Source organism: uncultured Gimesia sp. (assembly GCF_963972345.1).
Lineage (GTDB): Bacteria > Planctomycetota > Planctomycetia > Planctomycetales > Planctomycetaceae > Gimesia.
On record NZ_CAXAVM010000013.1, the window covers coordinates 35,182 to 50,093 of the forward strand.

Consider the following 14,912-nt stretch of genomic DNA (forward strand, 5'->3'; position numbering starts at 1 on the left):
CACGCCGGGCAGTGGGCTCCAGAACCTTGCCTATGTACAGCGAATTTCCGATCCCCATTTCCAGCCGGAACTGGACATTTTTCGCAGTGAATCTCCCATGAATTGGCACAACAAATGCGAAACTGCGAGGTCTCTCCATTCAGGATTACGATCTCTATTTACCCTCAATTAGATCCAGGACGACCCCATGCAGAACCTGCAAGAAGCGACACTGTCGAATGACTTTATCAGCCGTCGAATCGAAAGCTCCATTCATCAGTCAGGATACCCTCAGTTGAAGAACATAAGCTGCGAATCCAACGGTTCCACGCTGATTCTCAGAGGGGAGTTGCCTTCTTATTACCAGATGCAACTGGCATTGAGAGTTGCTGTCAAAGAGCCCTGGATCGACCAGGTGGACAACCACATCCGCATCGTCCCAGATTGCCCCGACATGAATCTGGTTTACTAACTGGTATAGCGGGAGACCATCTCCAGCAGTTCGCTGGAGTCGATTGGCTTGCTCAGGTAGTCATCGCAGCCCAGTTCCAGACAGCGGTTCATATCACCCTGCATCGCATCAGCGGTCAGTGCGATAATCGCCCGGCGAAATCCGATTTCGCGCAGGCGGGCCGCCGTCTGATATCCGTCCATCCGCGGCATTTGCATGTCGAGCAAGATTAAATCGACAGGGGAGCCGCTCTGGATCTGGTTCTCAATCAGTTCCACTGCCTGGATGCCGTCTTCTGCGAATTCGGTTTCGACTCCTGCCCGTTGCAGCAGGAGATTCGTCAGATGGCGGACATCCCGTTGATCATCGACAATCAGCACACGACATTGCAGCTGATACTCCTGCATGCTGGTTTCGGTTTTCATCGGTACTGCTTCCAGAACGGGATTTGTCATTTTGACATTTTCTCTGACTGGTAGCTTAATGGAGCAGCTGAATGTACTGCCTGCTCCCGGCTTGCTGAAAACAGAGATGTTTCCATTCAACATATGCGCCAGCCGTTGACTGATGGCCAGCCCCAGTCCTGTCCCGCCGTAATTGCGGGTAACGGAGACATCTCCCTGCGAAAACGTCTGAAATAATCGAGACTGCTGCTTTGGGGTGATTCCGATTCCGGTATCAATGACATCAAATTTCAAAGTGGCTTCTGTTTTCTCCCTGAGATAATTAATCACGACTCGCACGCTGCCCGTCTCCGTGAATTTGATCGCATTACTGATCAGATTCAAGAGGATCTGGCGTAAGCGTTTGGGATCCGTTTCAATCCATTCCGGTAGTTCGCTGATAAATTCAATCCCAAATTCCAGGTTCTTTTCTTCGGCACGCACACGCATCATGGATCGTAAATCCGCAAGCATCTCGTTCAGCGAAAATGATTCCTGGTTGATCTCCAGCTTACCCGCTTCAATTTTTGATAAGTCCAGAATGTCATTTATGATGTCCAGCAGGAAATTGCCATTGCGTTTGATATTCTGGAGATACTCAGCCTTCTCCTGCTGCTGTTCCATTCCAATCAACAGATCGGTATACCCCAGAACTGCTGTCATCGGCGTACGAATTTCATGGCTCATATTCGCTAAAAACGCGCTCTTGGCAATATTGGCCTGCTGTGCCTGTTTCTCGCTTTTTCGAAGTGCTTCTTCCCCTTCCCGTTCCTGGGTAAAATCCCAGTTCAGTCCGAAAATCTGGGTCACATTGCCCTGCTGATCACGTACGATTTCGCCAACGCCGGCTAACCAGCGGATTTCTCCATCCGCACGCACGACACGAAAGATCTGATCGTATTCGTTCTCCCCCTGAATCGCCTTTTCCCATGCTTTGGCCAGGCCGGGAAGATCTTCCTGGTGAACACAGGAAAAGAATGTCTCGGGTGAAGCTGGCGTTGTATTCGGAATTCCCAGCAGTTCATATAATTCATTGGACCAGAAACTGGCGTGAGGCTGCCACTCCCAGGCTGCCATCCCCCCGGCTTTCAATGCCATGAACAGTCGTTTTTCATTTGCTTCGACTTCCTGCTGAAGCTGTTTCTGTCGGGAGATATCCAGGTTCATGCCCACCCAGCGCAACACAGCCCCTTCCGAATTGAGCTGGGGCACCGCACGTACCGACGTCCAGCACCATTCCCCTTCTCGGTTTCGCAGGCGGTACTCACAATCAAGCGGGGTTACAGATTCAAATGCTTTCTGCCAGTTCCGCAGTGTCTGCTCACGATCATCGGGATGGATCGCATCCATCCAGCCTTTGTCTTTCCACTCTTCATATGTCTGGCCGGTAAATTCGCGCCAGGTGGGAGAATCTTCTACGGTCCGTGCATCGGGAGTCATCGTCCAGACCATGTGCGCGGAAGCTTCCACCAGCGCCTTGGCGCGACCTTCACTGTCCCGGAGCGCCGCTTCCTGCTCTTTGCGTAAGCTGATGTCTCTCAAACAGAGAGTGAAAAACGGCAGACCATCGTCCAGATGAGTGACACTGATTGCCAGTTCTACAGGAAAGTGACTGCCATCCTTGTGCATTACCGGCAATTCAATGTGCCGTCCGATTAAATCAGATTCACCGGTTTCCAGAAACTTTTCCAGTGCGTTGTGGTAAAGCTGATGGTATTCCTCCAGAAGGATCAGATTATAAAGTGACTTCCCGATGACCTCCTGCCCGATGTATCCAAAAGTCTGTTCTGCTGCCGGGTTGAAATCGATGATTTTCCCGGCGGCATCGGTGGTAATGATGCAATCGATGGCTGACGACAGGATGGCATTTTTCCGGGCGACTTCTTCGTACAACTGATCCTGGATCCGGCAGCGAATGAGAAAGGAACCGATCTCATGCCCGATGGACGAGAACATGTTCGCCAGCAGAGGATCCCGCGTCAATTCTTCCCTGGTATAAAACTCCATGATCCCCTGGCATTGCCTGTCGGAAATAATGGGGATCGCAATTCCACTGACCAGCCCACTCTTTCTGGCTGCTTCAGCGCGATTATACCAGACGAGCGATTGAACATCCTCGCACCACTCGATCTGCCTGGTCTCCCAGGTTCTTCCCGGCAGACCTTCACCACGGGCAAACTGAATGGAGGCATTACTCTTCAGAAATTTACGGTTCTTAGCGACATTGGTTGCCACACTGGTTTCCAGAACAAGTCGCTCATGTGTTTTGTCGGGGAGCCAGAGCAGACCCACACTGGCCTGTAGACATTTGCGAATGGTCTGCAGAATTGTCTGATCAATTTCTTTTAATGAGTTCGCTTCGGCCAGGACTTGAGTAATCGCGTGTTCGGTCTCCAGGCGAATCTCTGCCAGTTTGAATTCCGTGACATCCATGAAAGTCAGAATCATGCCGTCAAATGCACCATCCCTTTCATAAGGCAGAATGCGTCGCAACAGCCAGGTCCCGTTTTTCAGCTGCATCTCATCTTCGAACTGACCGTTTTGTCTCCTGGTGTTTTCAAGCGAGGGGATCCTCGGCATTCGTTTGACGTTATGAGTGATATCCGAAAGCGGACGGCCCACATCAGTCGCATTCAGATTGTAGATCTCTTTCGCAGAGGATGTGAAACTTTTGATCTGCATCTGCCGATCCAGATAGATCGTTGCAATTTTCGTCCCGTTCAACAGGTTTTCCAGATCAGACTGGGCGCGGGTCAGCGCTTCCATACTTGACTGAATTTCCTCTTTGGACGTTTCCAGTTCTTCATTGGCCGACTGCAGTTCCTCATTGATGGATAACAGTTCTTCATTTGAGGATTTCAACTCTTCATTGGAACCTTCCAGTTCCTGTACGCTGTTTTCCAGTTCCGTGCGAGCCCGCTCCAGTTCTGATTCCAGTTGTTCAATGACAGTGTCGGTTTCTGTCGTATCGGCGTTCGACCTTTCTGAAACCGCAGCATGATGCACGATCGGTCCCTGATCTTCAAAAATCACCAGGAACAATTCGGCATCCTGACTGATTTCGGGCAGCGGCTGAACCACCATTCGTGCGCGGCGCAGGTAGTCACCTGTCTTATAGGACAGATCCTCGGCTTCCACCTTCTCTTTCGTCTTACAGGCTTCGGTTAATGCAGTCCGTAAGCCGTTCCGCAGACCGGTGCGCGTCATTTTAATGAGATTATTATGAAAACTCCCTTCTGGAAATTCCAGGAACCGCTCAATCCCGGCTGACGTAATCAGAATATGTGCTTCCTCGCTGACAACAGCATAACGGGGAGCATACTCTGTCAGCAGGATGCGTTCGGCAATCCCGGGAATATCTGCCGTCTGCATTTCCGGACTCTCTATACCAGCCAGTTGATTTCGTGATCGATTCGAAGGGTAACGCAATGCAGAGGTTTGAATGGGAACTGATTTACGCTGGGAAATACAATGTTTCTTATCCAGGGGACGAAACATTTCCGTGTGCATCATCATATTTTCAGAAGGCCCCAGCAGCAGAAAGCCGTTCTGCTTCAAGGCAAAGTGAAGTACGGGCACAATGCGCTGCTGCAATGGCGCATCCAGATAAATCAGCAGGTTGCGGCACGAAATCAGATCCTGTTGAGAGAAAGGCGGATCGCTGATGAGATTATGGGTCGAGAAAACACACAGCTCCCGAATCTCTTTGCTCACACGGTACTGCTTCCCTTTTTTGACGAAAAAACGTTTTAGCCTCTCCTGCGAAACATGCTCTTCAAGGGAAGGAGGATAGACGGCTTCCCGCGCGATCGCCAGCGCCCGCTCATCAATGTCGGTCGCAAAAACATGCATTTCCACTTCAAGTCCAGCCTGTTCCCGGGCTTCATACAGCAACATCGCCAGTGAATAAGCTTCTTCTCCACTGGCACAAGCGGGAACCCAGATTCGTATCGGTTGATCCCGCGCCCGGTCCTCAAACAGTCTGGGAAGATATTGCTCTGCCAGGATCGCGAAGGTCTCCGGATCGCGAAAAAAGGCTGTCACGCTGATCAACAGTTCGCGAAACAGACACTGTGTTTCTTCCAGATTGGTTGCAAGCTGCGACAGGTATTCCTGCACATCGCTCAGCCGCAATACCTGCATGCGGCGCATTATCCGGCGAATTAACGTCCCCGTTTTGTAATGTCGGAAATCGTGGCCGGTCACTTCCAGCAATTTATCGCAGATGCGCGGCAGATGGTTTTCAACCTCGATCAATAAGTCCCGCTCATCGTCCTTCTGCTCACTGGTCTGTTTCAGAAACAACAGGTAAGCATCCAGTTCTGCAGGCATCTGCTCTGGCTGCAGGGTATAGTCGACGTGATCGGTTCGAATCGCATTCTCAGGCATGTTGTCATACTCAGACGATTCCGGATCCTGGACCATCGTCATTCCGCCGGCTTCCCGGATCGCATTCAAACCGTGGCTGCCATCACTGCCCATTCCCGACAATACAATACCGACTGCATTCGGGCCGACAATCTCAGCCAGGGAACGAAAGGAGGGATTGATCACCGGGGTTCCCTGCCCTTCCTGCGTCACTGCACTTGCGGAAAAATGAGGATCGTCGTCAAACCGGACGCTGCAGTGCGGGGGAACAATATAAACGTGATTCTTTTTGAGCCGCGTATTCTGATCGATGCCTGAGACAGGCAACGGACAGACTTGTTCCATCGTTTTCAGTAAAACCTCTGCGCCTTCCGGCAGCATGTGCTGAATGATAATGATCGCATAGCCCGGTTTGGCTTTGATCGTCGAAAAGAAATTCTTAACAGCATCCAGTCCTCCAGCAGAAGCGCCGATTCCTACAACGATTAACGCCGAAGAGTTCTGAATGTGTTTTTTGTCCGCAGATTTTGGCATACATGGCCCGCCTCAATTAGCAGTGACTTCACACATGATTCAGCTATCCATAAAACGAAATTTTTACCTGTGAGCAGGTAACCTGAAGATCCTGCAGGAATTTTGAATCTGTCATCGAGGAAGGCCGCAAGAGAAATGCCAGATATGCTCTGTAGAACTTCATCTCGTCCTACTCTACATTCGTATTGCGAAATATACAAGGAATTCTCTGCTCACCAAGACAGAATGAAGAGCCGATTTTCTCCGCTCAATCATAAAATGCATCCCGTTGAAATGGCACAACAACAACCCGCAGTTTCAACGGCAAAGGGTAGTTTCTTCATGAAAACAGGCAACATTATTGATGTATGAATCCGCTCAGAATGAATTCAGCTCGTCCTGCCATCAATCAGACATTCCAACAACTCTGACACTCTGACGCACTCCGTTGATGGTATCCCGTCAGAACAAACTCAACCGCTGCTGAGTCATTCTGTTTTTTCACCCTCTGAGTGATCAGCAGATCCGCATCTTCCCTGATCAAGTTCGACTTGACCCCGCCGCGCCGCCAGCGAATATGCGTCTAACAAAGTCGCGCGCGATCCAGTATTTTTTCAGTTGAACAATGGGAACCACTACAGAGACCGGCACTATGAAACGCCCTCATTTCCCATCGTTTTTCTGAAAGCCTGCTCAAACGAGTTCTGTGGATCGCCACACATCGCCTCACTCTCGCCCGGCTCTCACCCGGGTTCGGACCAGCACCAGCACACATCAACACGCATCGCCACACGATTCTGTTCCTCCCCCCTTGACGCCCCCACGCCCCTCTCCACAATATGCACTATGAAATGGATCGCAGAAATAAAACAGGAATTCTTTTCCTTCGATTATCATCAATCACTCCGGGTACCATCGGTCGGCTGGCGCGACAGTGCCAGCCTAACCAGACCACAAAATATCGGGCAGGTCCGGATGACATTTAAGCCAGGCACAGCGAGCAGAAGGTCTCGGTGAATGCCAGCAATGATTCATAAATTTCGAATGCAGAACGCCCCCTGAAAGACGGGAGTAATTACATCCCCAGAGCTACATCAACGGCTCCCGCATCCTATCAGATTCCACCAGTCCACACCCAAATGAACAGCCACAACAAACATGAACATAAAGTCATGCCCAAACTGCGTTCCCGCACCGATTCCTGCATCATTAATGCAAACATCCAGATATTTTGATTTATTTGAATTTTGACCCGGTAAATGAATTCGTTTCTATACGTCTACTAAGTGGTGGGCTAAACCCATCAACACATGAACATTAGAGCAAGGTTATTTTGATCGTCGTTTGGATTGCCTCGGCAATTTTTCGCACAGCAGACCGGAATCTGCTGCTGATAACAGTTTGAATGGAGCCGTCCCCCGGCAACGTGTGTGGTCACACCGTGATCCCTCTCAATTGATTTCATCCATTCATTTTTATCCTGATTCATTTTGTTAATTAGAAAGTGTGAAAATCATGACATCCAGATCGCGCTCACTGCGTCAGCGGGGATTCACCCTGATCGAACTGCTCGTCGTTATCGCCATCATCGCCATCCTGATTGCGCTCCTGCTCCCGGCTGTGCAACAGGCGCGTGAAGCCGCCCGTCGCAGCAGTTGCAAAAACAACCTCAAGCAGATCGGCCTGGCCGTTCACAATTACAATTCCACGTTCGGCATGCTGCCCCCCGTCTACGTCATCGATCCCAATGTCGGCGATGACGAAGGCCACTGGACCTGGTCCGCCTTCATCGCGCCTTACGTCGAACTGGGTACGGTCTACAACAGTTTCGATGTGGGAAACACGCCCGCCAGCTATGCCTTCGGTCGTAACATTCAAGCCATGCAGCAGACCTACGCCGTGTTCCGCTGCCCCTCCGATACCGGTCCCGCCAAACACACCGACGCCGGTTACACGATCGACTACTTCGATTCCTCGGGAGGCCGAACTTCCAACGTGGGTGTCGCCCTCACCAACTATGTCGCATCCAATAACAATGCCTATCATCGCGCCAACAAGGCCAGCAACTACAAGGATGGAACGACCGGCGGCACCGGCGCTTTCTGGGGCAACAGCAACTGCCGCATCCGCGATATCACCGACGGACTGAGCAATACCATTCTCATGGGCGAGCGGGCCTACCAGATTCCCGGCAATAAAATGATTGCCGGCATGCTGTTCGCCGTCAGGGACAACCTCGGACAGGGCCCCACCTGCGCCAACTGCACCGGCAACACCGCAGCAAACCAGGGACTGCTGAGCGTCTCGGGCACGACTCATTTCGGAATCAACCCGACTTCGACGGCAGACCAGGCCAACGGCGGCTACAGCAGTCTGCATACCGGCGGTGCCCACTTCTTAATGGGTGACGGTCGCGTGCAGTTCATCAGCGAAAACATCGACAACAGCATCGCCTCTGGCGGCGTGGTCGACAGTACCTTCGAACGCCTCGCCTCCATCCAGGACGGTGACGTCATCGGCGAGTATTAAAGTACGCCAGCATCTCCCCGCGATTCACCTCACACCGAATCGCGGCGGAGATTGATTCACTCTCGCATGCAGCCGCAGCAGATCCCCGCTCTGTTTGCCCTGTCCTGTATTACCTGTCACACATATCACTGTCACACATCCATTGAAGAAAGCAGATTGATGAAACCCGTTGCCCTTTTAAATATGACTCTCCTCAGCCTCTCATTCGTATTCCTGTCAGGTTGTGGCGGAGGCAGTGATACCCCCCCGCTGGGCACGGTCTCCGGAGTCGTGACGCTGGATGAGAAACCACTGGCGGACGCGGAAGTCACCTTCCAGCCGGAAAAGGGCCGCCCGTCGCTGGGAAAAACCGACAGCGAGGGAAACTACACGCTGGCCTACACCGTCAATGAAAACGGCGCCCTGATCGGCCCGCACCAGGTCATCATCACCACCGCCGTCGAAGCCTTCTCCGACGAAACCGGCGGCGGCAACGACCGCGAAGCCCGCCCCGAAATCCTGCCCGCGAAATACAACGCCCAGACCACCCTCACCGCAGAAGTCAAACCCGGTTCCAATACGATTGATTTCCTGCTTAAGTCGAAAGAGTGAGACGGGCACCTTCGCATTACCGATTGTGCGGTAAGTGTTAAACTAACAAACGCCTGAATCCTTCTACCAGGAGGACTCAGGCGTTTTTTGTTTCGCAGTGTCTGGTGAGAGGCCCGACCAGCGACAACTGGATTCGAGCACTCATCCTCAGGTTATGATAGACAATACGGTAACCCGGCACGTATATACATACGTAACCCTCCCGGTATCGCGTATCGGGTCCCTTAACTCCCCAATAATGCCGCAAATAGAGCTTTGTTTTAATCAACAAGTTCTGTAAAGTGGGAACGCTGTCCTCATTTGTTCAGATTACTATCAGGCTGATACACCACTCATGGCAATGACCCTGGAACAATTTGCATCCCAGCTTGAGGATAGCGGAGTCATCTCAGCTGCGGATATCGCTGCATTTCAGAATTCTCTATCTCCACCTGCGGAGTCTGCCGAAGATCTGGGTAAGCTGCTGGTGAAGCATAAAAAAGTCACCAAACTTCAAGCCCAGCTGGTTTATCAGGGCAAAGGAGACCGGCTGCTGCTGGGCAACTATCTCATTCTGGATAAAATCGGTGCGGGCGGAATGGGCGATGTTTATCTGGCCGAACACCGCCGGATGGAAAGGCGGGTGGCTCTCAAAACTCTGCCCGCTGCGATGACCAGAGACACACAGTCTATCCTGCGATTTCAGCGAGAGGTCAAAGCAGCCGCCAAGCTGACCCACCCAAATATCGTGACAGCCTACGATGCCGATGAAGCCAATGGCGTCCATTACTTTGTGATGGAGTATGTGGAAGGCATTGATCTTTCCGCGGTTGTAAAAAAACGGGGTGTGCTGAATGTTGATGTCGCCGTCGATTATATTCTGCAGGCGGCGAAGGGCCTGGAGTTTGCCCACAACAAAGGTGTCATTCACCGTGACATCAAACCCGCTAATCTGTTGCTGGACAACGCAGGCACGATCAAAATTCTGGACATGGGGCTGGCTCGAATCGAAGACGAAGCCCACGAGATCCCGGCCACACAGCTGACACAAGATGGCTCCGTGATGGGCACCGTCGACTACATGGCACCGGAACAGGCCAAAGACACGCATACCGCCGATGCCCGTTCCGATATCTACAGTCTGGGGTGTTCGCTGTATTATCTGCTCACCGGGGAATCGGTTTACCGTGGCAGCACCATGGTCAATCGGATCATGGCTCACCAGAACGACCCCATTCCTTCACTGACAGGCAAGCACATTCTCATTTCCCAGGATGTCGACGCCGTGTTTCAGAAGATGGTTGCCAAGAAGCCTGAAGACCGATTTCAGTCGATGAGTGAAGTCATCGTCGCTCTTGAAAATTGTATTCAGATGAAAACTTCCTCGACTGTAACCAGCGTCTCGTCAGATCCAGAGTTGCAAAAGTTCCTGCAGTCACAAAAGATCGCATCCAGTCCGACCGTTGTCATGTCAGCGGATGCCATGACGGCAGAAAAACCGTTGACTGATACTCAAAATGAGAGCCTCACTTCTGGTTTTCTGAATCACACGCTGGGCGGCACCAGCTATCAACCGTTAGCAAAGCGAAAGAAGTCCATCGGGAAACGAGGCTGGGTTCTTATGGGGGCTGTGTTAGCTCCACTCATTTTCATGGCTGGAATTGTTTTCAAGATAGACACTCCCGCAGGGACAATCATTCTGGAAGTCGACCAGCCTGAACTGGCGGGTGCTGTGGTTTCTGTCGATGAACAAAAAAAAATCACCATCAAAACGGGTGAAGGCAAAGAGCCGATTGAAGTGGTGGCTGATGAAAAGACACATACATTACAAGTGACCAAAGGTGGTTTTGAGACATTCACGAAACAGTTCACAGTGAAAGCCGGTGGCAAAGAGGTGATCAAAGTTCGCTTGGTGCCATTGGAAGTGGCTGAGAAGATACCACCCCCTAAAAAAGAGAACTATGCGTTGGAGCTTGATGGAAATACGAGTTACCTTATTATTTCGTCGCTGAATATTATTGATTTGAAGAAGTCATTTACTGTTGAATTGAAACTCAATTCCCAACCGCATAAAGAAAAAATGAACGTTATTACCGGCTATGGCGATACATTCAGGCTGAACTGGCATCCTAATCTACCCGATACTCTCACATTCACTTCACAAGACACTCTGGACTCTTATTACTACAAGAATCTAAAGGTTAACAGCAGCCGTCAAATGCACATCGCGATTGTCTACGACACGACGTCGCTGTTATTTTTTGTTAACGGACGTCTACAGGACGGTGGCATTTCCAAAGTGGAAGACGGTATTTCTCGGCTGACAGGTAATGAGCCAATCAGGTTAAAAGTGGAGAAAGGTCGAAATCGAGCTAAAAGCTACATGTGTTTCGGTAGTTCACCTCACATGTCGTCCTCGTCTAATAAAACTATGAAAGGCATCGTCGACGAAGTCCGCATTTCCAATGTCGCCCGGTACACTACAGACTTCACACCTGCTAAACGTTTTCAGTCTGACGAAAATACCATCGTCCTCTATCACTTCGATGAGGGCAGCGGCGATCTGCTGAAAGACGCTTCCGGTAACGGACATGACGGCAAGATTGTCGGTGCGAAGTGGGTAAAGGTGGATGATGAGTTGCAGGTGATTGAGCCAGCCACGACAGGCGAAAAGCCCATGACTGACCGTGAGATTGCCGAGTGGGTAATCGGGATGGGGGGAGACATTAGCGTCGACGGTAAAACTTTCTATTCCAGGATTGACGAGTTGCCAACCAAGCCTGTCAAATTCATTATAATAAACTTGAAAACTGCGAGTTTCGAAGACCACGATCTGCAGCGTCTGGCAAAACTGAAAACTCTTGTGTCTTTAAAACTTGACTCTGCCTCAATTAGTAATGCAGGACTTCAATATCTCAGGGAGATGCCAAATTTAAATTCAGTATATCTGGATCGAACAAAGATCACGGATGAGGGACTTGTGCATCTCAGGGAGCTTCAGCAGTTAAGAACTGTAAGTTTGCAGCGCACAAAGATCAAGGGAGAAGAACTTGGTCACCTTAAGGATCTGCCGAGTCTGAAAACCCTTGATATGAACCGTGCGGCAATTACCAATTCGGGCATGAAAGCCATTGGTGATTTGAAACAGGTAACCTCACTGAATATATCTTTCAATTCACAAATCGATGATACAGGTCTGGGATACATCGCAGGACTGTCAAAACTGGAGGAACTTTATGCTCATCTTGTCCCCAAAATCACGGACGAGGGATTGAAACACCTGCAAGGCATGAAGCAATTAGAAACTCTCACATTATCAAGCACAGGCATCACGGATGCAGGGCTGGAACAACTAGCTGCGTTTGAGAATCTTAGTGAGCTGGATATTATCAACTGTAAGATAACCGACTCCGGGCTTTTGCATTTGAAAGACTTGAAGAATCTAAAGAAATTGGGGCTAGGACTCACCCCCGTCACTGATCTCGGCTTGCAACATCTTCATGGTTTGAAGAATTTGGAAAGTCTCGATCTCCAGGAGACAAAAGTCACCCCCCAGGGCATTAGCGAACTGCAAAAGGCCCTGCCGCACTGCAAGATTGTGAGCGATTTCGAAACAAAGCAACACTCCTCAGTAAACCATGCACTTGAATTCAATGGTGAATCTTCTTTTGTTGAAATTAAGTCATTAACTGGTGAAACATATTTAAAGCAAAAAACGGATCAATTCACAATTGAATTTTCGATCACTCCAGACCTGCCTGACAGTTCTAACCCTGTCAGCTATTGTGTTGCCTCGTTTCCTTTCACGGTCGGTCTGGGTGGAAATAAAGTGAATACTGCTATTCATGGGGGAGATGCTAAAAGTGTGATTGCTTATGGATCAGGCAGTCACACTCAACTGACTGAAGGAAGAAGTTACCATATAGCACTCTTGTTTTCGGATGGAGTGCAGGAGATTTATATCAATGGAAAAAAACAGGAACACCTGCTTTATAAAACTCAAAACGGATCAACATCCAAAACAACCGAAAAGATATCATTATCTACAGACGCAAATCGGATAAAGCAACCAACGGGAATTGGTGCAGGTAACGATCTGTCTGCAAAACTGAATTACAAACGTTTCTTCAAAGGCACCATCGACGAAGTCCGCATCTCCAACATCGCCCGCTACTCTAAAGACTTCACTCCCGCCAGTCGCTTTGTAAACGACGAACACACAATGGCGTTGTATCACTTCGATGAAGGCAGCGGCGATGTGCTGAAAGACTCTTCCGGCAACGGGCATGACGGCAAGATTGTCGGAGCCAGATGGGTGAAAATGGATGATAAGTTACAGGTGGTCGAGGAGCAGGTACATGGAAACCATGCTTTGGAGTTTGATGGAAAGACGAGCTACGTTGATTTGCCCGTCTCTTATGGTGGAAAACTGCCCATTACGTACGAATTTTATATCAGACCATATTCGTTTCCGACATCAGAGAGCAGACCTTTAGGGACATTATACTATGGCTTGCAGTTTCAAAATCGCAACAATATTCAATACTGGCAACTTCACGCAACGACCAGCCAGATAGGAGATAAAATTGCAAAGGGATACCTTAGTTATTGCGATAAAAAAATCACACTCCTTCAACGAGTTCATATTGCAGGTGTTCGAAATAGCGACAAGTTGCGTCTCTATGTTGATGGGAAGGAGTGCAGTACGCCGTTGACATTTGGTGATCCATCGGTATCACTTGCAGAAAGTGACGTTTTGACAGCACCGTTCTCCATTGGTGCAAGTTCTTCTAAATACTATGTAAAAGAAAAACTCATAAAAGAAAAGATTAGCGGCTTCTTTCACGGCATCATCGACGAAGTCCGCATCTCTAATACCGCACGCTACTCTAAAGAATTCACTCCCGCCAGTCGCTTTGAAAGCGATGAGCACACAATGGCCCTGTACCACTTCGATGAAGGCAGCGGCGATGTGCTGAAAGACTCTTCCGGCAACGGACATGACGGCAAGATTGTCGGAGCCAGATGGGTGAAAGTGGATGATGACTTGCAGGTGATTAAGCCAGCCACGACAGGCGACTCACCCATGACTGACCGTGAGGTTGCAGAGTGGGTGATTGGGATGGGTGGTTTGGTAAATATCGGTGTCAGGGAATTCACTAATACCAAACAATTACCGTCATTACCGTTTGTGATCAATAATATAAAACTGGCGGGTACAAGCGTGAAAGACGACGATCTGAAACGCCTGGCTGGATTGAACAGTCTAACGAGCGTGGACCTTCAAAAAACTCTCGTCAGTGATACGGGTCTTCAATACCTGAAAGACATCCCGCTCTATTTTCTTGTTTTAGGGAATACCAAAATTACGGATGAAGGACTCGAGTACCTCACAAACATGCCAGGTTTGACACATCTTTATGTTAACAACCCCGCAATTTCCAATTCCGGTGTAGAGCGATTAAAAGGCATGAAACAGCTTGTGGTTTTAAATCTAGGTACAACACAAATCGATGATCTTAGCCTCGGATACCTGGCCAATTTGACAAACCTCAAAACTCTTTTGATTTACTTAACACGAATAACAGATTCAGGACTGAAGCACCTGCAAGGAATGAAGCAATTAGAAACTCTGGGATTAGGAAGCACAGGAATCACGGATGCGGGGCTGGCACAACTGGCGAAGCATGAGAACCTCAAAAGCCTGGACATTACCAACTGCAAGATAACTGACTCTGGGGTTGAGCATTTGAAAGACTTGAAGAATCTAAAGAAATTGGGGCTTCAACTGACCCCCGTCACTGATCTCAGTTTACAACATCTGCACAGCATGAAGCAGTTGGAATCACTTGAACTCCAGGAGACAAAAGTCACCCCCCAGGGCATCGCCGAACTGCAAAAGGCCCTGCCGAACTGCAAAATCCTAAGCGATTTCGAAACGAAGCCAACAGCTACAGAAGCCCCGTAGCGTCGAACTGCAGCAAGACTGCTTTCATCAAGTGGATGCAGGCATTTTTAATTGGCGGAAATTGCTGAATTGGAAATCATAGCAAGGTAGT

Annotated in this window: 5 protein-coding genes; 4 read left to right on the forward strand and 1 reads right to left on the reverse strand. The window is 49.6% G+C overall.

Translation table 11 applies throughout. From position 1 onward, the window contains the following. Nucleotides 1-187 precede the first annotated feature (187 nt). Nucleotides 188-451 carry a BON domain-containing protein gene (locus AACZ40_RS03855; RefSeq protein ID WP_291174624.1) on the forward strand — a complete coding sequence of 88 codons (264 nt, stop codon included), beginning with the start codon at nt 188-190 and terminating at the stop codon, nt 449-451. Here AACZ40_RS03855 and AACZ40_RS03860 read toward each other — a convergent pair. After that, nucleotides 448-5,775: a CheR family methyltransferase gene (locus tag AACZ40_RS03860; RefSeq protein WP_291174626.1), complete on the reverse strand. Its 5,328-nt coding sequence runs from the start codon at nt 5,773-5,775 to the stop codon at nt 448-450. The genes AACZ40_RS03855 and AACZ40_RS03860 overlap by 4 nt on opposite strands. A 1,494-nt stretch (nt 5,776-7,269) precedes the next feature. Between AACZ40_RS03860 and AACZ40_RS03865 the strand changes: the two genes are divergently transcribed. From AACZ40_RS03865 to AACZ40_RS03875, 3 genes are all read left to right on the forward strand, one after another. Next, complete coding sequence (locus AACZ40_RS03865; RefSeq protein ID WP_291174628.1) at nt 7,270-8,283, forward strand: DUF1559 domain-containing protein; 1,014 nt, start codon at nt 7,270-7,272, stop codon at nt 8,281-8,283. Nucleotides 8,284-8,442: 159 nt separating this feature from the next. Beyond that, entirely contained in the window at nt 8,443-8,874 is a 432-nt protein-coding gene (locus tag AACZ40_RS03870) for a hypothetical protein (RefSeq protein ID WP_291174630.1), read from the forward strand. 334 nt (nt 8,875-9,208) lie between these two features. Next, on the forward strand, nt 9,209-14,821 hold the full coding sequence (locus AACZ40_RS03875; protein WP_291174632.1) for a protein kinase: 5,613 nt from the start codon (nt 9,209-9,211) through the stop codon (nt 14,819-14,821). The last annotated feature ends 91 nt before the right edge of the window (nt 14,822-14,912 follow it).

What these genes read in the sequence shown, in the direction of transcription:
- AACZ40_RS03855 (WP_291174624.1), top strand. Translation starts at nt 188, where the DNA reads ATGCAGAACCTGCAAGAAGCGACACTGTCGAATGACTTTATCAGCCGT.
- AACZ40_RS03860 (WP_291174626.1), bottom strand. Translation starts at nt 5,775, where the DNA reads ATGCCAAAATCTGCGGACAAAAAACACATTCAGAACTCTTCGGCGTTA.
- AACZ40_RS03865 (WP_291174628.1), top strand. Translation starts at nt 7,270, where the DNA reads ATGACATCCAGATCGCGCTCACTGCGTCAGCGGGGATTCACCCTGATC.
- AACZ40_RS03870 (WP_291174630.1), top strand. Translation starts at nt 8,443, where the DNA reads ATGAAACCCGTTGCCCTTTTAAATATGACTCTCCTCAGCCTCTCATTC.
- AACZ40_RS03875 (WP_291174632.1), top strand. Translation starts at nt 9,209, where the DNA reads ATGGCAATGACCCTGGAACAATTTGCATCCCAGCTTGAGGATAGCGGA.